This is a genomic window from Pseudomonas sp. MF5691 (genome assembly GCF_016405645.1).
Classification (GTDB): domain Bacteria; phylum Pseudomonadota; class Gammaproteobacteria; order Pseudomonadales; family Pseudomonadaceae; genus Aquipseudomonas; species Aquipseudomonas shahriarae.
Map to the genome: position 1 here is coordinate 77,915 of NZ_JAEKDC010000018.1, position 20,477 is coordinate 98,391.

General features: G+C 56.5%; 22 protein-coding genes and 5 pseudogenes. 14 read left to right on the forward strand and 13 right to left on the reverse strand.

Annotated elements, in window-relative coordinates:
• Nucleotides 1-207 precede the first annotated feature (207 nt).
• Nucleotides 208-517 (forward strand): annotated as a pseudogene (locus JFT44_RS28755) (transposase); the annotation flags it as partial.
• On the opposite strand, the gene JFT44_RS21900 reads toward JFT44_RS28755, so the two are convergent.
• From JFT44_RS21900 to JFT44_RS21920, 5 genes and pseudogenes are all read right to left on the reverse strand, one after another.
• Nucleotides 477-1,007 (reverse strand): hypothetical protein, encoded by a 531-nt coding sequence (locus JFT44_RS21900; RefSeq protein WP_057959793.1) that lies wholly within the window; start codon nt 1,005-1,007, stop codon nt 477-479. The pseudogene JFT44_RS28755 and the gene JFT44_RS21900 sit on opposite strands and share 41 nt — an antisense overlap.
• Before the next feature lie 50 nt (nt 1,008-1,057).
• Nucleotides 1,058-1,261 (reverse strand): annotated as a pseudogene (locus JFT44_RS21905) (chlorhexidine efflux transporter); the annotation flags it as partial.
• A 106-nt stretch (nt 1,262-1,367) separates the two neighbouring features.
• Nucleotides 1,368-2,453, reverse strand: coding sequence for an FAD-binding oxidoreductase (locus JFT44_RS21910; RefSeq protein WP_198831127.1), 1,086 nt, complete (start codon nt 2,451-2,453; stop codon nt 1,368-1,370).
• A 128-nt stretch (nt 2,454-2,581) separates the two neighbouring features.
• Complete coding sequence (locus JFT44_RS21915; RefSeq protein ID WP_057959791.1) at nt 2,582-3,451, reverse strand: GyrI-like domain-containing protein; 870 nt, start codon at nt 3,449-3,451, stop codon at nt 2,582-2,584.
• A gap of 161 nt (nt 3,452-3,612) precedes the next feature.
• Nucleotides 3,613-4,572 carry a GlxA family transcriptional regulator gene (locus JFT44_RS21920; protein WP_198831128.1) on the reverse strand — a complete coding sequence of 320 codons (960 nt, stop codon included), beginning with the start codon at nt 4,570-4,572 and terminating at the stop codon, nt 3,613-3,615.
• Nucleotides 4,573-4,668: 96 nt separating this feature from the next.
• Here JFT44_RS21920 and JFT44_RS21925 point away from each other — a divergent pair, with 96 nt between their 5' ends.
• The gene (locus tag JFT44_RS21925; RefSeq protein ID WP_198831129.1) at nt 4,669-5,124 is read left to right on the forward strand and encodes a tautomerase family protein; all 456 of its coding nucleotides are present in this window, start codon (nt 4,669-4,671) and stop codon (nt 5,122-5,124) included.
• A 322-nt stretch (nt 5,125-5,446) separates the two neighbouring features.
• Nucleotides 5,447-7,027, forward strand: a complete 1,581-nt coding sequence (locus tag JFT44_RS21930; protein WP_198831130.1) for a sensor domain-containing diguanylate cyclase — start codon at nt 5,447-5,449, stop codon at nt 7,025-7,027.
• Nucleotides 7,028-7,114: 87 nt separating this feature from the next.
• Here the strand turns inward: JFT44_RS21930 and JFT44_RS21935 are convergent, their stop codons facing one another.
• The 3 genes from JFT44_RS21935 to JFT44_RS21945 are packed head-to-tail and all read right to left on the reverse strand — an operon-like array spanning nt 7,115 to nt 9,268.
• Entirely contained in the window at nt 7,115-7,735 is a 621-nt protein-coding gene (locus JFT44_RS21935) for a LysE family translocator (RefSeq protein WP_198831131.1), read from the reverse strand.
• Between the two features lie 52 nt (nt 7,736-7,787).
• Complete coding sequence (locus JFT44_RS21940) at nt 7,788-8,315, reverse strand: AAA family ATPase (RefSeq protein WP_169961147.1); 528 nt, start codon at nt 8,313-8,315, stop codon at nt 7,788-7,790.
• Nucleotides 8,316-8,350: 35 nt separating this feature from the next.
• A complete protein-coding gene (locus tag JFT44_RS21945; RefSeq protein ID WP_198831132.1) occupies nt 8,351-9,268 on the reverse strand; it encodes a LysR family transcriptional regulator in 918 nt (305 codons plus the stop codon).
• A gap of 66 nt (nt 9,269-9,334) precedes the next feature.
• Here JFT44_RS21945 and JFT44_RS21950 point away from each other — a divergent pair, with 66 nt between their 5' ends.
• The 3 genes from JFT44_RS21950 (at nt 9,335) to JFT44_RS21960 (ending at nt 12,042) form a co-directional block, all read left to right on the forward strand.
• Nucleotides 9,335-9,952: a LysE family translocator gene (locus JFT44_RS21950; protein WP_057445077.1), complete on the forward strand. Its 618-nt coding sequence runs from the start codon at nt 9,335-9,337 to the stop codon at nt 9,950-9,952.
• 165 nt (nt 9,953-10,117) lie between these two features.
• A complete protein-coding gene (locus tag JFT44_RS21955; protein WP_198831137.1) occupies nt 10,118-10,780 on the forward strand; it encodes a TIGR02466 family protein in 663 nt (220 codons plus the stop codon).
• A 161-nt stretch (nt 10,781-10,941) separates the two neighbouring features.
• Nucleotides 10,942-12,042 carry an alkene reductase gene (locus tag JFT44_RS21960; RefSeq protein ID WP_057441981.1) on the forward strand — a complete coding sequence of 367 codons (1,101 nt, stop codon included), beginning with the start codon at nt 10,942-10,944 and terminating at the stop codon, nt 12,040-12,042.
• A 41-nt stretch (nt 12,043-12,083) separates the two neighbouring features.
• Here the strand turns inward: JFT44_RS21960 and JFT44_RS21965 are convergent, their stop codons facing one another.
• Nucleotides 12,084-12,968: a LysR family transcriptional regulator gene (locus tag JFT44_RS21965; protein WP_057441979.1), complete on the reverse strand. Its 885-nt coding sequence runs from the start codon at nt 12,966-12,968 to the stop codon at nt 12,084-12,086.
• 95 nt (nt 12,969-13,063) lie between these two features.
• Entirely contained in the window at nt 13,064-14,128 is a 1,065-nt protein-coding gene (locus JFT44_RS21970; protein ID WP_198831133.1) for an SDR family oxidoreductase, read from the reverse strand.
• A 73-nt stretch (nt 14,129-14,201) separates the two neighbouring features.
• On the opposite strand from JFT44_RS21970, the gene JFT44_RS21975 reads away from it, so the two are divergent.
• A complete protein-coding gene (locus JFT44_RS21975) occupies nt 14,202-14,597 on the forward strand; it encodes a MerR family transcriptional regulator (RefSeq protein WP_057441976.1) in 396 nt (131 codons plus the stop codon).
• A 201-nt stretch (nt 14,598-14,798) separates the two neighbouring features.
• A complete protein-coding gene (locus tag JFT44_RS21980) occupies nt 14,799-15,407 on the forward strand; it encodes a LysE family translocator (RefSeq protein ID WP_198831134.1) in 609 nt (202 codons plus the stop codon).
• A gap of 27 nt (nt 15,408-15,434) precedes the next feature.
• Here the strand turns inward: JFT44_RS21980 and JFT44_RS28760 are convergent, their stop codons facing one another.
• Complete coding sequence (locus JFT44_RS28760; protein ID WP_233098404.1) at nt 15,435-16,034, reverse strand: hypothetical protein; 600 nt, start codon at nt 16,032-16,034, stop codon at nt 15,435-15,437.
• On the reverse strand, nt 16,021-16,164 hold the full coding sequence (locus tag JFT44_RS21990; protein ID WP_162947681.1) for a hypothetical protein: 144 nt from the start codon (nt 16,162-16,164) through the stop codon (nt 16,021-16,023). The genes JFT44_RS28760 and JFT44_RS21990 overlap by 14 nt, the downstream gene beginning before the upstream one ends.
• Nucleotides 16,165-16,335: 171 nt before the next feature.
• On the opposite strand from JFT44_RS21990, the gene JFT44_RS21995 reads away from it, so the two are divergent.
• The 3 genes from JFT44_RS21995 to JFT44_RS22005 all read left to right on the forward strand — a co-directional run bounded on the left by JFT44_RS21995 (nt 16,336) and on the right by JFT44_RS22005 (nt 18,586).
• On the forward strand, nt 16,336-17,010 hold the full coding sequence (locus JFT44_RS21995) for a response regulator transcription factor (protein WP_057441969.1): 675 nt from the start codon (nt 16,336-16,338) through the stop codon (nt 17,008-17,010).
• Nucleotides 17,003-18,322 carry a HAMP domain-containing sensor histidine kinase gene (locus JFT44_RS22000; protein ID WP_057441967.1) on the forward strand — a complete coding sequence of 440 codons (1,320 nt, stop codon included), beginning with the start codon at nt 17,003-17,005 and terminating at the stop codon, nt 18,320-18,322. The genes JFT44_RS21995 and JFT44_RS22000 overlap by 8 nt, the downstream gene beginning before the upstream one ends.
• Nucleotides 18,323-18,439: 117 nt before the next feature.
• Nucleotides 18,440-18,586: a hypothetical protein gene (locus JFT44_RS22005; protein ID WP_186625849.1), complete on the forward strand. Its 147-nt coding sequence runs from the start codon at nt 18,440-18,442 to the stop codon at nt 18,584-18,586.
• 43 nt (nt 18,587-18,629) lie between these two features.
• Here the strand turns inward: JFT44_RS22005 and JFT44_RS22010 are convergent, their stop codons facing one another.
• Nucleotides 18,630-19,241 (reverse strand): hypothetical protein, encoded by a 612-nt coding sequence (locus JFT44_RS22010; protein ID WP_128593602.1) that lies wholly within the window; start codon nt 19,239-19,241, stop codon nt 18,630-18,632.
• A 176-nt stretch (nt 19,242-19,417) separates the two neighbouring features.
• On the opposite strand from JFT44_RS22010, the pseudogene JFT44_RS22015 reads away from it, so the two are divergent.
• The 3 pseudogenes from JFT44_RS22015 to JFT44_RS28765 all read left to right on the forward strand — a co-directional run.
• Nucleotides 19,418-19,630 (forward strand): annotated as a pseudogene (locus JFT44_RS22015) (DUF4113 domain-containing protein); the annotation flags it as partial.
• Between the two features lie 396 nt (nt 19,631-20,026).
• A pseudogene (locus tag JFT44_RS22020) lies at nt 20,027-20,149 on the forward strand (type VI secretion system contractile sheath small subunit); the annotation flags it as partial.
• A gap of 140 nt (nt 20,150-20,289) precedes the next feature.
• Nucleotides 20,290-20,427: pseudogene (locus JFT44_RS28765) on the forward strand (hypothetical protein); the annotation flags it as partial.
• Nucleotides 20,428-20,477 lie beyond the last annotated feature (50 nt).

The following is a 20,477-nucleotide window of genomic DNA, read 5'->3' on the forward strand; positions in this document are numbered from 1 at the left end:
CTTTTGAATCTGGCGCGCGGTGTTCCAGGTCGCTATCGGTGTTAAGCATAATGTCTGTGACGTTATGGTCGCTATGCCGTCGGAATCGAGGCATTTAGCGCTGGGATAATAGCGAAGTATCGGCGCTGAATTTAGCCATAACGTCCATTATGCGAGGCGCTTTTGCACCGAGAAACAGATGTCCTTCGCCGATGCCGAGTATGCCGGCAAACGTATGTGTGCGGCGATGCGGGTTGTACCGGTGAGGAGAAGCGTGCCGAGCATCAGAACCGCGCGATGATGTGGGCGATCGCCGCGCGTCCTAGCAGCTATAGAAGGCGCGGAAAAAAGAGCTTGATCGGGCTGTATGCGACGCAAGATTGAATACGCCAAAGCGTAGGTGCGGGCCAAGGTTGAACATGCCTTTCGTGTGATCAAGCGCCAGTTTGGCTACACGAAAGAACGCGTACGCTCGCGAACGTTTACAACCATAGGGGTCATGCAGCAACGTAGACAAGAACCGGCTGGAGGCAAGTGAGTGGCGGTGCCGAATCGAGCATGTCGGCAGGTTCACACCATGGATAGCTGCGACCTTGAAGCCAATCCATTATTTTCTGCATATGCTGGGAAGGGCACTCCAACATGTGTTCGATAGTAATGGACAGTTGCATGGCCAGGCCGCTTTGCGGTGAAAAGACCCAATGATATTCCCCACAGCCTACGCGCAACTCTCCAGTTGCTTTTGTTGACATGCCAACCAGCCATTTGCACCTATGAGCATGTGCTTCGGGCTTTGGAGGGGCACCGAAGCAGAATGTATAAACGTTCTCATATTGCAGGCTAAAGCTGCGTACCAGTACTTCAGCAATATCTTCGCGCCCCTGGACGTTGGGGGGAAATTGGATGGTGCTTGTCTGCACCAGCATGGTAAGAGTTGCGTCTGGACTGAAAGCATGCCGCAACAAGTCTGGCCGATTTCCGTCCTTGCCGAAGATGTAGTTCTCAATCGCTTTGGTGGCGTTTTTCATGCACAAATCCTAGTGCTGCTACAGGTGGGCCAATCGGGATTCCGGGAGGATTACGGGTTAACCGAAACCTGCTCCTTCGCGGACTCTGGTACATCAAACACCCTATCAAAGACCCACTGAAACGCCAGCGCGTAAAAGAAGAAGAACACGAACAGCCCCAGATCGGTGACCAGTGCAGCCCACCAGGAAATTTCCAGCCACCATGCCACCAGTGGCACCCACAGTAGAACTAGCCCACCCTCAAAACCCAGTGAACGCTGCGATCACCGGTCATGGGCTGCTGCTGGCAAACAATGTACTGGTAGCCGACAGCCTCAGGCATGGAAAGTTAGTGGCCATGGTGGTGTCAACCAGCACGGACTAAGGTTGAATGAACCTGTCAGGGCGGCAAGGGCCGAGGGCAGGGGCCACGGTGGCGTCCATTATCTCTTCGCTGGCCAGACGCCCTACTATCGGGGCAAGGATAACGCCAGGGTGCATTGTGCAAACATATACACCGCTGACTGAGGGCAAGTAACCGACAATGGGAATGCCATCAGCGGGAAATGGTCTTAGCCCGACACATGCCAATTCCGGCTCAATGGAATCAGCCCCATGAAGTTCGTCCCGGATGGCCTGGGCTGTTCGTAGCGCAATCGCTTCTGCCTGGTTTTCCAGGGCATCACCCAGATAATCCTCTGCGGCTAGCAACGTCCCATCCTCTTCTTGTCTGACTTCCATTGCGGGGCTGGAAATTATGGTCTGCACTAGGTTGGCGGGTGCCTTGTAACGAATAAAAATGGCTGGAGATTCTTCTATAGGAAGAGAAACGTTAAGCATGTCGGTGAGTTTCTTGGTACCAATCCCCGCTGCGATTACAACGATATCTGCGTCAATTATTCCCGCGGTGGTTTCGAGTCCTGTAACTCGAGTATTCAGCATTCTAAATCCGAGAACCCGTGTATGGGTTAATACATTGGCCCCATGCGCTTTGGCGCCTGCAATCAAGGCGTGGGTTGCTCGTACCGCATCCAAGGCACCCGCTTGGGTTTCGTATAAGGCCTGTTCAGGGGGATGCTTGAGATTGGGTTCAATATCGACAATCTGGGGGCGGGACACTAAATGTTCTGCAGTTGTATTGCCTGCCCTTTGCAGCGTTTCATCCAGGTTCGTGCCGTAAGTTAGGGCACCTGTCCATCGAACGTTCAGGTCGGGTAATTCCATGTCGAGTCGACGGAACTCATTGAGGACCAAGCCGCGCAGTTGCGCAATAGGGTCGAACCCGCTGTGAGAAACGTTGATCCATGCAAATGAGGTCCCCGTCACGCCGCACGCAATATCTCCGGCGTCTACCAACGTAACATCTGCACCTTTGCCTGCCAGGTGATAAGCCAGGGACGCGCCCACTATGCCCGCGCCTATGACGACGACTCGGCTTTGCTTGCGATCCTCCACATCAACCTCCATTTTGTCGATCTGATTGCGAGAGCGTTGGGGGATATGTGAGTGAAAAGGGGCAGATTTACCTTTAAAAATACATCTGCCCCGATTTTCGCTCGCTACCGCCAACTCAAGGTCGAAGGCAGCTTATTCCCCTACTGCAGTGGAACATAAATATCTGTTTGCCATTGATCCATCGGTGTCTGGGGGTAGGCGCTCAGGTAATTGAAGAACAGCGGCTGGTCACGAAGTTCTTCTCCACTGGTGGGAAGCCAGTCGCGGTAAATCGGATAGATCGTTTCGCCAATATGATCCGGTGAACCCGTATGGCGCACCACGACGCAGCGGCCGCCAGGAATGACGAGGGCGTGCACGCCAAACTCATTTGGCGCCACAGCCTCATGAATCTCGCCGCAGATCGCAAAGCGGAACGCTTGTGGAGGTGTCGTATCGGGGTTGTTATAGGGAATGCCAAAGGTGCGACTCGATGCCTGCGGCGACTGTCCGCTGTGCATACGCCACTCGATGAACTTGCGCACGCTCTCGCTGACGAGCCCCGCTGGCCCGCGGTGCTCAAGCGCTGCTACCTTGACCTCAGGGAAATCTACGATCCTTACTTGCATGATGATAGTCCTGGAAAAGTGAGGGATTGCGAACACCGTATTCCAGACTTGCCAGTTCGGTTCCTTGCTGAACGCACTCGGCGTCATACCGATCGCCCGCTTGAACGCCCTGCAGAATGCCTCGGGACTTTCAAAGCCGGCGTCGAGTGCGGCATCCAGTACCGAATGATCAGCGACGGCCGCCAGGCGATGTGCCGCACGGCGTAGGCGCATCAGTTGCACATATCGTGAGACCGGCACGCCAACGAACGCGGTGAACTGTCGGTGGAAGTGAAATGCCGAAAAGTTTGCTACACCGCTTAACGTCTTCACCGACAGGTCGCCTTCGAGATTGGCATCAATGTAGGCGAGCACGGCGTTGAAGCGTTGTGTGTAAGCAAAATGGGTCGGCATGTCAGACACTGGAAAAGCTCCCGGAAGTACGGTCGCCAGTAGAGTCCGCTATACCGACGTGAACGCGCCTAGCCGAGTTTGCTCAAGGGCGACGCCCTGAGAGGCTTGATGAAAGGGGAAAGGTTTATTTATTGAGTCTCCCTGAGAATAGATCTGTCCCGGCTTGGCAGTTAACGCAGTTGCCGTGGTGTTACGTTCAGCATTTTTTTTATCAGTCGTCGCAGGGAGGTGGCATCTCTGTATCCAACGTGTTCGGCAATGGTGTCGATCGAGTATTTACTGTTTGCCAGCAGTTCCCGTGCTTTATGGGCCTGGACACGCTGGATCAGCCGTAACGGGCTATATCCGGTGGCCTTGTGGACATGCCGAGACAGGGTCCGCTCTGACAATCCAAAGTCGGATGCGAGTGTACTGACGCTGATAATTGTCGGTAGCGAAGCTTCAATATGAGCCGTCAATTGTGCGATCAATTCGTTCCCCTGGGCCATCATTGCCGGAACCATAAACGGCGACTGCAGTTGCCGACCATCAATAAGTAGAACCTGAGCAACGTCATTCGCCAAAGCAGGGGAGAAATGGCTGCGCAGAAGATGCAGCATCAGATCGGTATGACCTAGCGCGGCGCCCGCCGTCATCAACGGCGGGTCGTGGATCACCATGCGTTCGGCATCTACCTGGCACTCCGGTGCCCGCTGCTGGAGTAAGGGAGCCAACCACCAAGAGGTGGTCACACAGTGTCCTGCCAGCAGGTTGGCAGCCTGTAGCACGAACACCGCAGAGCATGATGCGGCGACATGCCCCCCGGCCTGCACATGCGCGCGCAATGCCGTCGTCAGCAGCGCAATATCCGCCTGTTGCAATCGATGCTCAATCATGAGGGCGTCAGCCACCCCGATGCCGGGGATGATCCAGCAAGAACGGTCGTGCGGGCTGATCGCCAAGGGCTGAACCGCAATCTGCATACCGTGGCCGAGCGTCACGCAATCTGTGTTCAGCCCACAGACTTGCCAGCGAGGTACAGCGGTGCCCAAGCGCTGGGCGCGCAAGGCCGCCGTTGAGAGGATATCCAGAGTCAGTGCGACACTGGAGGCAAAGGCGCCGGCAGTTATCAGGATTGTGAAGTCGTTCATTGGCCGATTATGCACGAAAGATGTCAAATCGGTCGCTGGTTGCGGTGCTCGAGGGTTGGCTTAATAACGCCTCCATTTCATCGAGTGCTAACCCCTATGCCAAATATACTGATCAAGGTGCCTCAAGGTTCTTTTTCTCGCGAACAACGAGTACTGCTGTGCGAAGAGGTGACGAAAGTGGCCATCGAGGTCGAGCAAGTCGGCGACGATCCCCGTCAACAAAGTCTGTGCTGGGTGCTCATTGATGAAGTGGCCTCTGGCTACTGGACATGTGGTTCAGTGGATATCAGCGCTCACGCCATCCCCTGTATCGTGCAGGTCAGGGTCCCCGGGGGTGTGCTGAATGCGGCCATGCGAAGTGACTATGTGCAGCGTTTGCATCAAGCCGTCACCCGGTCGCAAGCAGCGGACGACCATCGAATCATCATGACCTCGATCATCCTTGATGAAGTCACAGATGGCTTCTGGGCAGCCAACGGAGCGATTTGGCATTTGGCCGATTTCATTCAAGCGGCTGGGTACCGGCATCTGCAGGGGCAGTTGGAGCAGTAAGCCTAACGGGGGCAGATTTATTTATCGTAGTGGGCTCTGCGAAAATAAATCTGTCCTGTTTTTTGTTCTCGTTAACAGTGTAGGCCGAGTCGCATCAGATGCCCCAATCGCGTGAGCCACGGTGCCTATTTGCTGGCCAGGCCTGTTCATCAGGGCCTGGCCGTTGGTGACAGGGGCTTATGCATGAGACACTAACCATTGACGTTGCCACCATTTAAGATCCTGCAGGTGTTGTCCAATAGCTAGAAGCACCCGGACGTGCATTCTCTACCCGATGGCTGAGACTTCAGCAAATTACACCTGCATATCCTTGGAACACCGAATGCCTTCTCAGCCGAAACCCAGACTGAACCTACGCATCGTACTGCTCACCTTTGCGCTGTTCAGTGCCGCAGTCACTCTTGCCAATACATTCTGGGTAATGTTCAAGATCCAAAAGCGAGAGCTCATTGAAAACGCGCTGGAAGGCAACCGAGCTTACGCTGCTCGTATCGCAGCAGCGGTAGAAGGGGTGTTGAGTTCTGATCTAGACCGCCTTGAATATGGCTCGGCCATCGTTTCAAAGAACTTCTCTGATCGCCAACTGTTGGCTGTCGAGGCTCGACGGCTGCTTGAGCAAGACAACAGCTTCAACTCAGTGCTGATTACCAACGCCGACGGCACTATCGTCGCATCTGCGCCAGAGCGGTTGCAGCTAAACGGCCAATCTCTTCAAAGCCGCGAACCGCTCGAGCGGCGTAAGCCACTGGTCAGTAATGCATTTCACTCTATCACTGGCAATCTGGTGGTTTTCGTATCCCAGCCGGTCTTCGATGCAAATGGGCAGTACCTCGGGCTGGTGGGCGGGGCTCTCAGGTTGGAGCAGCAGAATACGCTTCAAGCGCTGATGGATTTGAACCGTCGACAAAATGGGGCATATGTCTATCTCGTAGACAGTCAGCGGCGTGTGCTCTACCACCCTGACCCTCAACAAATCGGCAGGCTCATTGACCATGATCGGATTGTAGATGCTGCACTGAGTCAGGCTAATGGTTCACTCCAGGCGGTCGACCGGGATGGGAATGAAATGCTTGCGGGTTACGCGGGCATACCCAGCAGCCGTTGGGGCATTGTCTCGCAACAGCCAATGGGCGTTGTTCAGGAAACTTTGAGCGTTACCGCGCTGAAGGTGGCTAAAGGGATCGTGCCACTGGGCCTGCTGGGTTTGCTACTAATATGGTGGGCGGGGTCGAGAATCTCCAACCCGTTGTCCCGCTTGGCGGACAGCGCCGGACGCCTGGACGTGCCGGAAAGCTATGAGCGCATCAGCGCCATCCCTGTGGACTACCTGGAAAGCTGGCAGTTACGTCGGGCACTTTTGCTTAGCGTGAGCCTACTGCAGGAAAAAATCGGCAGGCTCAACCACCAGGCTCAAAGTGATCCACTCACCGGGCTGGCAAACCGTCGCGCAATGCAAGACGCGCTCACGGTGTGGTTGGAGTCGAAGAAGACGATTGCTGTGATTTCCGTGGACATTGATCATTTCAAACGAGTGAACGATACCTTTGGCCACGACGTAGGTGACGAGACGCTCAGATCGGTGGCAGACCTGATGAAACAGAACTCTCGGCCGACCGATCTGCTTTGCCGTGTAGGGGGGGAAGAGTTCGTTTTGCTGCTTCCCGATAGCTCAATCGCTGCCGCTGTAGACATCGCAGAGCGTTTGCGACTCTCGATCGCATCCACCGCCCTGGAGGCTGTTGGTCACATTACTGTTTCGCTGGGGGTTGCGCTCTGGCGATCCGGCGACTCGATGGATGATGTGTTCCATAAGGCAGATCAATTGCTGTACCGCGCCAAGCAACAGGGGCGTAACCAGGTTGTGGCAGAGCAAGAATCCATTGCCACCGGGCCAGCGTCCTGACACAGGCCTCGCCCTAGTGTGCTAAACACAATGCGTCCGGGGCACTGGTGCAGCTGCTTCGAAAATAAAACGCTCCTGTTTCTAGGATCAGGCACGCCGCGCCATCAATAGAGCCGAGGCAGCCGCAGACAACAAACCGGCACAGCAACGATTAAAAATCTTCTTGCCGCGAGGCTGCGTAAACCAGCGGCGCATATGCAGCCCGATATAGGCATAGGCGCCAATGGCGATCCACTCCAGTATCAGAAACAGCAACCCGAGCAATAGGAACTGAGCGCCAACGTCTGCCGTGGGGTCAACGAATTGAGGTAGGAACGCGGTAAAGATCAGGATGGCTTTGGGGTTGCCGGCAGCGACGAGGAACTCCTGCCTGGCCAGCCCCCACAACCCCGTCCCAGAGGCTTCTGATTCGGCTGCTGCTTGCGGTGCGGCGTTCCACAGCTGATACGCCAGGTAGAAAAGGTACGCCGCGCCGACTATTTTGATCCCGTAGAAGATCAGTTCTGACGTTTGCAACACCACCGCCAGGCCCGCCGAAGCAAGTGCGATCATGATGGCGAATGCCAGCAAGCGCCCCACGCCTGCGATGCAGGCTGTGCGATATCCGTAGCGCGTTGCATTGCTGATGGACAGCAGGTTGTTGGGCCCTGGCGCCATATTCAGTGCAAAGCAGGCGGGCAGGAATAATGCGAGTGTTGCAACGTCCATATGCCTCTCCAGACCATTTTGCATAAATCCTACATTTGCAGCCCTGTCGATGTCATTGCTCGCTAATCACACCTTCTCCCCTGGGCAGGAATTGGTTCGTGATCATCGACACCGCTTGCGCCGGTGAAGCCAGGGCAGTGTCTATGCAAAACGGGGCGGGGGCCCACGCTTCATATTCATGATTGAGCACCGACTGCCAGGTGGGTGGCGTCAGCCCCGGAATATCCACCCTCCGTGTTTCTACCCGTCGCTGATGTTCATTTTTATCAGAGCAAATCACTTGGATATTGACTAGCCGAACACCGGCCTTTGAGGCGGTTTCGCTCCAGGCTACTCGACTTTCGCTTACCGGGTTTACACAGTCGGCGATGACGGTGCGGCCTAGCAGGAGATTGCTCAGTGCAAGCTCATTAGCGACCACGTAACCACTGCGTCCCACGTCTTGGGCAAGCGCTCCGGAGTTTCGGATTGCTTGCTCAATGGTATCGATGCGCAGGTAGACGGCGCCTGTCGTCGCGGCGAGGTCCTTGGCGAGAGTGGTTTTTCCGGTGCCGGGAAGGCCGCTGAATACTATAAGCACTGTCTGTCCTTCGCTGGGTGAATGTTGCCTGGCATTTAGGATCGCTCCTGCAACCAGTTAAGTAACGCCATTTCCATGCTGCCTGGCTTGGGGGCTGCCGGCGATAGCAGGCAGTACCGCGAGCCATCTTCAACAAACCCCAATGGCGCGGCTAATACACCGCTTTCGATATCGTCGCGCACCAGGTGCCACGGACCAATGGCTACTCCAAGGCCTGCAACCGCTGCCTGGATGCTGAAGTAAAAGTGCTCAAAGGATTGCATTTCCATGGTCGGAGTGGGCAGGCCTTTTGCGTTGGCCCACTCTTGCCAAGCCGTAGGCCGGCTAGTCGTCTGTAGGCGCGGGGCCGAGGCGAGCAGGGATTTGCCGTTTTTACCAAACCACTCAGCTACTTTGTCCGGCCGGCATACAGGGCCGACCCTCTCTGGGAATAGTGTCTCGGCATGGTAGCCGGGAGGCCGTGGGAAATCGTCCCGCCGTATGGCCAGGTCGATGCCCTGGTTGAATGAGAAGGGGCCACCGCCGGCAACCAGGTGAATGTCCAGCCCTTGATGATGTGTTTGGAAGTCGCTCCAGCGAGGGATCAACCAACGCATCAGCAGCGTTGGCTCGCAGGATAAGACAAGCCGGCGCGCTCGACGGGCGTCGCTGCGTATCCCGCGCACGGCCTGGTTCATCAACCCGAGCCCTTCACTGACGGCTTTTGCCAGGCGTCTTCCGGGCTCCGTTAAAAACACCCTTCGGCTGCGTCGCTCGAACAGGTCAACGCCCAAATCCTCTTCCAGCAGGCGCACGGCGCGGCTAATGGCGCCGGGTGTCAGGTGCAGTTCGTCAGCCGCACGGGCGAAGTTTTCCAGGCGAGCAGCGGATTCGAAGCAGCGCAATGCAAGCAGGGAGGGCATGCGCGTCTCAGAAATCAGTGAGTTGTAGTCACTATTTTCTTCAGAAATCATCGTTATTACCCAAGCAGAGGATCTGCAAATATTGCCTTACACAACCAATAATTCAAAGGCTACAACATGGGCGAATGGATAGCAGTAATCACCATCACACTCCTTGCATGCATCAGTCCAGGGCCGGATTTCGCCATGGTGTCTCGTAACGGCTTGCTCCTGTCCCGGCGGGCAGGTGTGCTCACCGCTGTGGGAATCGGCCTGGGGGTGCTGGTTCATGTGGGCTACACGCTGCTCGGATTAGGGTTGGTGCTGCAACAGACTCCTTGGTTGTTCAATGCGTTGAAGCTGGCTGGAGCGGCATATCTGGTCTACTTGGGGATCAAGATGCTGCGTTCCCGGCCTGCGACTGAACAGCTGGACGCGCCACCTGCCGCGATGTCTGACCTGGAAGCGTTGCGTACCGGGTTTCTCACGAATGCGTTGAACCCCAAGACATCGATTTTTATCGTCAGTCTGTTTATGGGGGTAGTACGACCGGACACCGCGTTGACCGTGCAAATGGCCTATGGGCTATTTATCGCGGGGGCGCATGTGCTGTGGTTCAGCCTTATTGCGCTGTGCTTTTCCGCTGGGAGGGTGCGCGAAAAACTGATGGCTGCACGACAATGGATTGACCGGGCTTTTGGCGCCTTGCTGGTGAGCTTCGGGATACTGCTGGTAATCACTCAGTATTCAGCTTGAGTGTGTCGGTGGGGGTTTATATGGACTGAGGTTGAATTCGACTTTTCGGCAACTTGATAGGGTGTGGTTAACTAATGTCCAGTAAACTTTAACAAAGGTTTACAGCTGTTATTTAGTGGGTCGGGTAAAGTTTTTTGCAACTAGCGCAACTTGGTCAGCATCGCAATGCACTCGAGTAATAACCCGCTAAACCCTGAACTGATAAACATCAGACGGCTGTTTGCAACTCCCCTGGCCAGTCTCCAGTACCCCGATGCAGAAAAACTCAATACAGAGCTGAAAACCCTGATCACTTGTCGCATGGCGGACGATCTGGGCGCGCAGCATAGTAATGACGGCGGCTGGCAGTCGGCGAGCGACTTCCCGGAATGGGGCGGGCAGGCCTGCGATGCGTTGGTTGGCTTTGCCACCGAGTTCGCCACTCAACTGACGGCGGTGCATAGCGAGCAGTACGGCTTAACTGAGCCGAGTTTTGCATGGAAACTCAATGCCTGGGCAAACGTTAACCAGGCAGGGCACAGCAATGCGTTGCATGGCCACCCGGGGGCATTCTGGTCGGGGGTTTATTGGGTGGATGCCGGCGGGCGAGAGGAAGATCCGGCTGTTGGCGGTGACCTTGAGTTTATCGACCCCCGCGGGATGGTTGCATCGACCTACAATCCTGCGCTGCGCATGAGGGTGGAAGATTGTGTTACTGCTGGCTTTAGTACGACTTATGCCGCTACCAGTGGAACATTCATTATGTTTCCGTCGTGGCTGATGCATTCCGTAAGACGTTTTGAAGGGGCGCGTCCGCGCATTTCTATTGCCTTTAATTTTGGCGCTTGAGTTGCCGACCGTCTTTTGATCATGCGGGCTTTGCGTCTGCCTACCATCGCATTATCCGGATTAGCCGGAATATGTTTCCCGAACTGAGTCGATTATCAAGAAATCCCCTCGCAGATACGCTGTGGTCATTGGCACCACCGACTATCTACGAGGAGACACCGATGTCCACACTCTTTACCCCAGGCGTTGTTGGTCAACTGAGCACGCCCAACCGTGTCGTCATGGCGCCCATGACTCGCTCGCGCAGCACCCAGCCTGGCGATGTGCCGAACGCTATGAACGCGGTGTACTACGCGCAGCGGGCGTCGGCTGCGTTCATTGTGACTGAAGCCACGCAGATCTCGCCCCAGGGCAAGGGTTATTCATTCACCCCAGGGATTTACAGTGACGAACAGGTCGCCGGCTGGCGCCTGGTGACCGATGCGGTGCATGCCGCTGGCGGACGAATTTTCCTGCAGTTGTGGCATGTAGGGCGCATGTCGCACCCCGACTTCCACAATGGCGAATTACCGGTCGCGCCGTCTGCAATTGCGTTTGATGGCAGCATCTGGAAAGTGGATGCCGCGTCGGGTGTCGGCAGTATGGCCCCGTGCCCGACACCACGGGCACTGGAGCGCGCCGAAATCCACGCCATCGTCGACGATTATCGTAAGGCTGCGCGTAATGCCATGACGGCAGGTTTCGACGGTGTCGAAGTGCATGGGGCCAACGGCTACCTGATCGACCAGTTCCTGCGCACCACGTCGAACACGCGTACGGATGAGTACGGCGGATCGCGCGAGAACCGTCTGCGCTTTCTCAGGGAAGTCATGGATGCGGTAATTGATGAAGTGGGGGCCGATCGCACAGCGATCCGGGTTGCGCCGTTTCTTACGGCGCGTGGCATGGCTTGCCCGGACATTCTGCCGACGTTGCTGGAAGCGACCCGCTATTTGCAGGGCAAAAATATTGCGTATCTGCACCTGGTCGAAGCGGACTGGGATGATGCCCCCAAGTTTCCCGAAGACTTCCGCCAAGCCGTGCGCGAGCGCTTTCGTAATGCGATTGTGGTGGCCGGTAAGTACGACCTGGAGCTTGCTGAGTGGGTCCTGGAAAAAGGCTATGCAGACTTTATCGCCTTCGGACGCAAGTTTGTGGCCAACCCGGATCTGCCACTGCGGCTGGAGAAGGGTTACCCGTTAGCCGGTCTGGAAGGCGCTGAGTTGTTTGGCGGTACCGAACGTGGTTACTCGGACTTTGCCGCCTGGGCTCAGCAGGGCTGAAAGCGGTAGGTCAGATCCAAAAAAATCTCCTTGGGGCGCGCTCAGGTCGCCAGCTTCAAGGAGATTTCGTCCATCAGCAGTTTGACCCGGCGCGGCATCGCGTGGCCGGAAGGGTAGACAATCTGCAAGTCCACGCCCGGCAGGGAGTAGGTCTCCAATACCTCGACCAGTCGGCCTGCGTCCAAGTCATCACGCACATCGATGTAGGACTTGATACAGATGCCGTGGCCGGCCAGGCACCACTGGCGCACCTGATCGCCATCATTGGCAATACGCCTGCCCGACACCAGCACCTTGAACGTACGGCCAGCGGCGCGGAACTGCCATTCACGGTGGATGCTGCTGCCAAAGCGCATCAGGATGCACTGTTGCTGCGCCAGGTCCGATGGGTGTTGGGGCGTGCCATGGGCCTTGAGATAGGCGGGGGATGCACACACGACCCTACGGCCCTCGCTGAGTTTTCTGACACGCAGGGTGCTGTCGGACAGGGCGCCATATCGAATGGCGAAATCAATCCCTTGCCCCGCGAGATCCAGGTAGCCATCGGTCAGGTTCAGGTCGAGGCTGACGTTGGGATGCTCCTGCAGAAAATCATCGAGGATGGGCACGATGCGGTTGCGGCCCAGGTCGACGGGGGCGCTCAGGCGTATCAGCCCCGAGATTCGTTCGGTGCCCAATTTGATAGTGCTCTCGATGTCTTCAGCTTCTGCGAGCAGGCGCCGGGCGCCCTCCATCAGCATCCGCCCTTCGTCCGTCAGGCTGATTGAGCGGGTCGTACGGGTCAGTAGGGTCGCGCCGTAGTGCCTTTCCAAGGCCCCGAGCCGTTCCGACACAGACGTGGGCGAAAGCCCGACCTCGCGGCCTGCCGCCGACAATCCGCCTTTCTCGACAATCAACAAAAACAGCGCGAGGTTCTCGAAGAGCATTATCCGGATTTCCCTGAATATGATTGTGCTTTGGGCTGGATTCTACGCCAGCACTCAACAGTGCTCATGTCATTTGTTGGGGGGCAAAACCTCCTTCAGTTCAGAAGTCCATGCCTGACGAATCGCGCAGTTTTCTCCAGCGTTAATGCCAAATCAGCATGCTTGAGCTGATATCGGCTTTCCAGCTTGCGGCTATGAGTCATGTCGAATCGCTCGGTGCGGATGAAGTTCAGGGATTCCGGGCTAGTGCCAAAGTGCGTAGCCACGCCCGGTATTTTCAGCAGCCATCTGAGTGGGCCCAGTGGTAGGTGGCGGCGGGGAGTCTGCACTTCCAGGGTGCGGGCGATGTGTGTGACCAGTCCTTGCAGATTGGGGCTGAGCTCGTCCAGTGCCAGGGCCTGCTGATTTGCCATTGCCGGGTCGAATGCCGCCGCGACCATCAACGCCACCAGGTAATCGACACTGACCAATGGCAGCCAGTGGCGGGTTGATCCAGGAATCGCCGTCAACTTGCCCGTCGCCAGGTTGCGAATCAGCTCTGCTACCGGCTGACCAGCCAGGATATGCCCGCTCTCGCTATGCCCGCAGACCGTTGCCGGGTGCACGATGGTGTAGTCGGCCCGTTGCGCCTGCATGTAGCGAATGACCGCAAAATGCGCCTCCAGCTTACTTGCCTCGTACCCACCCACACGCCTGTACACGGCGGGCCAATCGGTGTGTTCGGGGCATTGCTGATCAATGCCAATGCTGGTCAAGTGCGCGGTGTTTTGCAGCATGTAGCCACCCACCATCAGCAGCCGACTGTGCTGGCTTGCGGATAACCGGGCAACCTCCAGAGCACCTTTGACGTTGACCGCGCGGGCTTGCTCCATAGACAGGCCCCAGGCGAACTGGGCGGCGACGTGGAATACCACGCGGGCTGAGGCAATACGCTGGCGGTCAGTCGCGCTCAGCCCCAGGTTCGGGTGATTGAGGTCGCCTTGAACGGCCTGAATGCGCGAGGGTTCTCCCCCCAGTAGACGCACCTGCTCCCTGAGCGATTCAAGGTTTGCGGCGTGGCGCATCAGCACCCATGCCTCGTGCCCTGTAGCGCTCAGGTGGGCCAGCAAATGCTGCCCGATAAATCCGCTGCCGCCGGTGACAAAACATTGAGTACTCATGGCGCATTCCTTGGTTGGATAAGGTGCGCAGGCTAAACTGTGGAGCTACCTCTACAGTCAAGGAAAATTTACCGTGAAAGTCGCAGAGCTTGAGCGTAGGAGCGGCCTTGGGCGCCATACCTTGCGGTATTACGAGGCGCTGGGGCTGATCACCGTGCAGCGGGGAGCCAATAACTACCGCGTTTACAGTGAGCAGACGGCACTGGACCTGGCGTTTATTCAGATGGCGCAGAAGATGGGGTTTTCCCTGGCTGAGGTCGGCGAAATCCTCGAAGCCAAGCGGCAAAGTACGATTGACTGTGCCCAGGGCGCTGCGTTGGTGGCCGACAAAATGGCTGAGATTCAACTCAAGATCGGTCATCTCAAAACGTTGCATGGCTTTCTTGACGCCGAGCGTCTGCGGCTTGAGGCCAGTGCCATCGCGCTGGGGCAGACCGTTACCTATCGTCAGGTGCCAATGCCGGTTTAAGCGTCAGTCCTTTCGCATCTGCGGTCGAGCTTCGGCGAAGCTGCAGTTGTGCGGGTGTGCAGCCGCCATCGCAGCCTCGCCGGGCCCGACAGCTCCCACCCTTGATGAATTGTATCTCTCGATCTGGGCCTAGCTGTACGGGGCGAGGCGCGGCAGAACCCTCTACTGTCAGGGCGACAATAATTCGCCGGATGACGCACCATGTTCATGTCCACCAGCTTGCTATCGGCCTTCGCGCTGTTTGCCTTCGTGTCTTCGATCACCCCTGGCCCCAATAACACCATGCTGTTGGCGTCGGGGGTGAACTTCGGTTTTCGCCGCTCGATTCCCCATGCCCTGGGGATCAGCGTGGGCTTTATGTTGTTGGTGATTTCGGTCGGCCTGGGCCTGGGGGAGGTGTTCAAGGCGTTGCCATGGGCGTACACCGCGTTGCGCTATATCGGGGCGGCTTACTTGCTGTACCTGGCGTGGAAGATAGCGACCTCCAGCGCAATGTCGGACGACACCGACGGCAAGCGCAAACCCATGACCTTTCTCGCCGCTGCGGTGTTCCAGTGGGTCAACCCCAAGGCCTGGGTCATGGCATTGGGCGCGATCACCACCTATACGCCGGCTGAAGGCTACTTCACTAATGTGCTGGTCATCGCCGTGGTGTTTGCCGTGGTCAACCTGCCGAGTGTGTGCGTGTGGGCGGGGTGTGGCACCGGCTTGCGCAATGTCCTGCGCGAGCCCCGCTGGTTGAAGCTGTTCAACAGGTCGATGGCGGGGCTGTTGGTGCTGTCGTTGTACCCGATGTTTTTTGCCGGCTAAAGAGTCCAGGCCTTTACGGGCCGGGGCTCAGACCGGTGAGATCGTGGCCAGCAGGCCAATGCCAACGGTCAGTGCCAGAAACCCTAAAAGAAAAAATGCCATCTTAGCCATGGGGCCTCCAAAAGGAAGAAGGGCGGCCGGGGAGTTCCTGCCGATGAGCCATTGTCCGGGTTGTGCACTGTTCGGTACAGATGCAGGTGTTAAAGAAAAAAGCATATCAGATGTGCCTGGCAGGCTGGCGTGCCGGGGTTTCGGCTGGGGCCTGGAGGTGCTGATCAGACTGTTGGAGGTCATTCTGCGCAGGCCTTCAACGGCAGGCAGGATGTATTTGAGCCATTGCTCGCGGGGTGTGCCTGGTACGTCCTGTGGCTGATCAGTGGTCGTCGATTCAAGGTCATCGGCGGGGTAGCAGTCATCACTGCTGCGCCTGCCGTCGGGGTACACAATAAACCCCCCACGTCCGTTGCCGCATTGGTGCAGATACACCGGCGACAGTTCTCGCTGCTTATCAATGCGCGCATTCAAATGAACGATGTAGCTACCCATCGCAATCGACACACCCACAATCAGCCCCAGGCATATCAGCACCTGCCAGCTGTAACTGGCGCCTGCGTTATCGGAACGCACTGGCGACACAGCACGCAGCTGCCTGCTCGAGATGCTCGCCCACCAGAAACCGGCTGCCGCCTCCCAGGTTGACCAATTGCCCGCGAGACGGCAGGACGCTGGCCATCAGGCCGAATAGAATCAAAGCCAACAGGACTCTTTTAACCATCGAGTAAAGGTTCATGACGGTGATGAGCTCGGGATAGGAAGAGCCCCAGCTTAGAGAGTGCCGGGTTAACGCGAGGTAAACATCCACGGGAAATCGCCCGACTTCCGTTATCCTTCAACCCTCTGCGCAACACCTGTCCGAGGGGACTTTTCCGTGCATATTCACCTGCTGCTGGTCGAGGACAACCTTGACCTGGCCACGACCATCATCGAGTACCTGGAAATCAGCGGCATGGTCTGCGACCACGTCACTAACGGCCAGGCCGGCCTTAACCTGGCACTCGACCAGCATTACGACGTGATTCTCCTGGACATCATGTTGCCGCGCCTGGACGGCCAGCAAGTGTGCGAACGGCTACGCCAGCAAGGCAGCCAGACGCCGATCCTGATGCTCACTTCACTGGACGCGCTCCCTGACAAACTCGCCAGCTTTGCGGCGGGGGCCGACGACTATCTGGTCAAACCCTTCGAGCTGGCCGAACTGGTCGCCAGGATTCGCGCCCTGAGCGTGCGCCGCAGTGGCCAGACCAGCCGCCTGCAGGTGGACGACCTAGTCATGGAGCTGACCACCCGCAAAGTCAGCCGCGCCGGGCAGGAGCTGCATTTGTCACCCATTTGCTGGACCCTGCTGGAGTACCTGATGCGCGCCAGCCCTGAACTCGTGCCCCGGGAGCGCCTGGAAACCACGATCTGGGGCGATGAACCACCGGACAGCAACACGCTTAAAGTCCACATGCACCGGCTGCGCAAGGCGGTAGACAAACCCTTTGACCGGCCGCTGATCCACACCCTGCCTGGGGTCGGTGTTCAGGTGAAGCCCCATGCGTAACCGCCTGAGTCTGAAGTGGGTGATCAGTGGCAGCTTCCTGTTCCTGATTGCTGTGGTGTTACTGATCTACAGCCAACTGCTGCCGGTATACACCGTGCGTGGCCTGCTCTACACCGCCAGTGCGATGATGGAAGAAGAGGCTCAGTATTTCGTCAGGCATTACAAGAAGGATCCGACCACGCCACCGCCGCGCAACTACTTCTTCGAGGCCGTCATCGGCAAGGAAGCCTTGCCGGCGAGCGTGCGCCAGTTGCTCGAGGCCCCGCCGAGCATGTCCTTCGGTGCCGTTCAGGTCTTCGGTGATACAGACTCCGATGATGACGATGCTGAGATCCGGGCAGTCCTCACCCAGCCCCTGGGTGACGGCAAGACCCTTTACATGTATGACATTGACCATGATCACGAGGAGGGCGGTGAGGTCGAGACGCCGCTGTCCGATGCCTACTTTGACCAGGTACTGCAGGGCGTCGTGTTTGTCAGCCTGGCGGTGTTCGTGCCGGCGCTGATTATCATCGCCCTGTTGGTCTGGTGGCTGGTGCGGCCGCTCGGACGCCTGGCCCAATGGTCCAGTACCCTGAACAACCCGGATGCCCGGGCCGGCGAGCGCCCGGATTTCAGCTTCAAGGAGTTCAATACCCTGGCCGATGCCCTGGCCCAGAGTGTTGAGCAAGTACAAGCTGCCAGCCAGCGTGAAGGCCGCCTGTTGCGCTACACCAGCCATGAACTGCGAACCCCATTGGCGGTGCTCAAGGCCAATATAGAACTGTTGACCCTGCAGGCCGGCGGTGTCTTGCCATCTTCCCTGCAGCGCATTGAGCGCTCGGTGTTGAACATGCAACTTATCGCCGAGACCTTGCTGTGGATGAGCCGCGAACGCCCCGAACCATTGCCTGAGGAAGATATAGACCTGAGCGCGTTGGTCGGCGAGCTGATTGACAAACATCGCTACCTGATCGGCAATCGGGATATCGAGCTGCTTGTCGACATCCACAGCGAACCCTGCCGACTCCCCCCCACCGCGTGCCGCATCGTGATCGGTAACTTCCTGCGCAACGCCCTGCAATACGCGGAAGAGGGCCAGGTAGAAATCAGCTTCAACTACCCGCGCCTGGTAATTGCCAACCACATCAGGGAGGCCAAGCCGAGGGAGGAGTCCAGCGATTACGGCTACGGCCTGGGGCTGCAGTTGATGCGTCAGTTATGTGCAAAATTGGGCTGGCAGATTGATGTAATTCTGGAGCAGCAGCGTTTTACCGTCGCTCTGGAGTTCACCAGCTTGCAGGGTGTTGGGGTGCCGGGGGGAAGAGGGTGAACAGTATTGGGTCGACAGGTGGCGTTTTGCGCAAACTGATTGTTGTACCCAAGCTCGGTTTTTCGTGCAGTTTTCCTGTCATTGCGGGTGATGGCAGGCCGGTCAAAGTCTCGGCCTTTGGAGCTGCGTTTCATCTGCAACCTGAACCTGCAGAACAAGGCTGATGCCTGCTCGCTGCTGCGTGACATCTCGGCGATCTACCGGGGCATGACTGACTGGGCCCAGGGCCAGTTGTTCACCCTGTCGGATAGGGGGAGGGGATAGTTTACAGCTCCCTAAAATATTAACCCCCTGCCTAAGAACACCATTAAATTTTTGTGCCTATTATGACTATGCCGTTATGAGTGCTGGTTTTGTAAACGCTTACCTGTCCAGTATTGTCGATAACGTTTGATCGGCATATTTTTATTTCTTTATTCAGTTCTGGCTCGAAGAATTCAATCCCACTACAGCTTCTTCTGCCGCCTGAGGTTTTTTTATAGGCAGTCGTGTAGCTGCTTTGAGTTCCAGTGGAAAGGTAGATTGAAAGTGAAAATGGAATGACTAATATAAGCATGCACACTATAAGTGCGGCTATTGGCGTGCAGATAATGATTTTTATGTTTTTGAGAGTGTTGCCTGGTGTGATGTTTGATTTAAATAATAACATGCCCAGCGAAGTTATGATTGCTAGTACTGATGAGGCGATAAGGTAGCTTTGTTGTAGATCTGGCTTGAAGAAGGTTCTGGAGTAAATATGGCTATGCCATGTAACAAGCAAGGAAGCAGAGAGCAGCGTTCCAAAAATCAAAGGCACCAGATAACGATACGAGTTCTTGTTCAAATTTGCTCCTTTGTCTTTATCTTGAGGTCGCCGATTGTAGGCAATATCAACGCCTACGACCAAGGATTGATCGCGCTGCGGGCGTGCCAGGCGCATGTCAGGGCTTCAGAGTCGGCCCTTTGTTCCTGACGTTGCCCACGGCCTGCTTACCCTGGCGCAACACCCTCTGCTCGGCACGCTTCTTGAGCGTGACCGGGTCTAGCCTTTCCCGTGCGCCGGATACCGAGAAAATCAAATGAGCCGGCACGAGGACAGCCTGCCTCAATGACTGAGGCCAGTACACCGAAGATTTGTTTGCAGTGTCGCAACCTGTAAACGTGTCCAGGGTGATGAGCGTGCTGGATCAGATTAATGGTTGTTGGGGCCGGGGCTCGTTGCGTTCAGCCAGAGTGCCGGCGAATCCTGACGGGGCGATGCGGCGGGAGCTTATGAGTCAGAGCTATACGACAAGACTTGATCAGCTTTGGTCGGTGTCTTGCAGGTAGTTGAAGGTATCCGATGATCAGTAATTGCCTGCCAGTCAGTAACTGTTACCTATGTGCGTGAACTGATTTGTAACCCATGTGGGTGAGTCATGCCCCTCCTACAAGTGCGGAGCGGGTTCCCGAATGTTAATCAGTTTATTTGTAGGATAATTCCTGATTTTTGTTCTGAATGATCCCTGGCGCGCTGTGAAGGCTAGTAATCACCATTTGAAATTATTCACCATGGTCTTGGCCGGGCAAAAGCGAGCAGCGTCTAAGCGCTTTATGCCCTCTTTAGGAATGGAACTTATGTGTTATGGCGGGTGTGCTATTTGACGCGTCGGCTATATGCGCTGGTTTCAGTATTGGTTTCGCTTCAGCACTTGCTGCTGCAAAAAAGCCTGGAGGGGAGGGGATATGGCTTCAAATAGTTTCCAAAATGAAGTGCCAAAGACTCGGATCAATATAACGCTAGACCTGCACACCGGTAGTGCTCAGAAGAAAGTCGAATTGCCACTGAAACTAATGGTCATGGGTGATTAATGGTGAGGAATAGCGAAAAGTTAATCCTCACAAAACCAACTTTGACAGCGTCCTCCGTGGTGCGTGCCCCGCAGCACATCCAGGCAATCAACGCCTCAGATGAGTCCGCCAAGCTGGTGGGCTTCGCTCCCGGCACCGCCAGCATGCCCGACGGCGAATACAAGCTGGGCAGCCACACCGTGTCCAAATGCCTGGGCGGCGTGCGCCTGGACCGCTCCCTGCACCTCACCGACGTAATGGTCGAAGGAGAAACCATTGACTTCAAAAATGCTTGAAGAGGCCCTGTCCTCCTGTGAGGCCGTCGCGGCCCAACTGCAATGCCTCG

Bases quoted from the DNA above. Each gene is read 5' to 3' on its own strand.
- JFT44_RS21900 (WP_057959793.1), bottom strand. From the start codon at position 1,007: ATGAAAAACGCCACCAAAGCGATTGAGAACTACATCTTCGGCAAGGAC.
- JFT44_RS21955 (WP_198831137.1), top strand. From the start codon at position 10,118: ATGCACTCGAGTAATAACCCGCTAAACCCTGAACTGATAAACATCAGA.
- JFT44_RS22010 (WP_128593602.1), bottom strand. From the start codon at position 19,241: ATGCGCCTGGCACGCCCGCAGCGCGATCAATCCTTGGTCGTAGGCGTT.
- JFT44_RS21920 (WP_198831128.1), bottom strand. From the start codon at position 4,572: ATGAACGACTTCACAATCCTGATAACTGCCGGCGCCTTTGCCTCCAGT.
- JFT44_RS21935 (WP_198831131.1), bottom strand. From the start codon at position 7,735: ATGGACGTTGCAACACTCGCATTATTCCTGCCCGCCTGCTTTGCACTG.
- JFT44_RS21965 (WP_057441979.1), bottom strand. From the start codon at position 12,968: ATGCTCTTCGAGAACCTCGCGCTGTTTTTGTTGATTGTCGAGAAAGGC.
- JFT44_RS21945 (WP_198831132.1), bottom strand. From the start codon at position 9,268: ATGATTTCTGAAGAAAATAGTGACTACAACTCACTGATTTCTGAGACG.
- JFT44_RS21925 (WP_198831129.1), top strand. From the start codon at position 4,669: ATGCCAAATATACTGATCAAGGTGCCTCAAGGTTCTTTTTCTCGCGAA.
- JFT44_RS21960 (WP_057441981.1), top strand. From the start codon at position 10,942: ATGTCCACACTCTTTACCCCAGGCGTTGTTGGTCAACTGAGCACGCCC.
- JFT44_RS22000 (WP_057441967.1), top strand. From the start codon at position 17,003: ATGCGTAACCGCCTGAGTCTGAAGTGGGTGATCAGTGGCAGCTTCCTG.
- JFT44_RS21930 (WP_198831130.1), top strand. From the start codon at position 5,447: ATGCCTTCTCAGCCGAAACCCAGACTGAACCTACGCATCGTACTGCTC.
- JFT44_RS21910 (WP_198831127.1), bottom strand. From the start codon at position 2,453: ATGGAGGTTGATGTGGAGGATCGCAAGCAAAGCCGAGTCGTCGTCATA.
- JFT44_RS21980 (WP_198831134.1), top strand. From the start codon at position 14,799: ATGTTCATGTCCACCAGCTTGCTATCGGCCTTCGCGCTGTTTGCCTTC.
- JFT44_RS21970 (WP_198831133.1), bottom strand. From the start codon at position 14,128: ATGAGTACTCAATGTTTTGTCACCGGCGGCAGCGGATTTATCGGGCAG.
- JFT44_RS21950 (WP_057445077.1), top strand. From the start codon at position 9,335: ATGGGCGAATGGATAGCAGTAATCACCATCACACTCCTTGCATGCATC.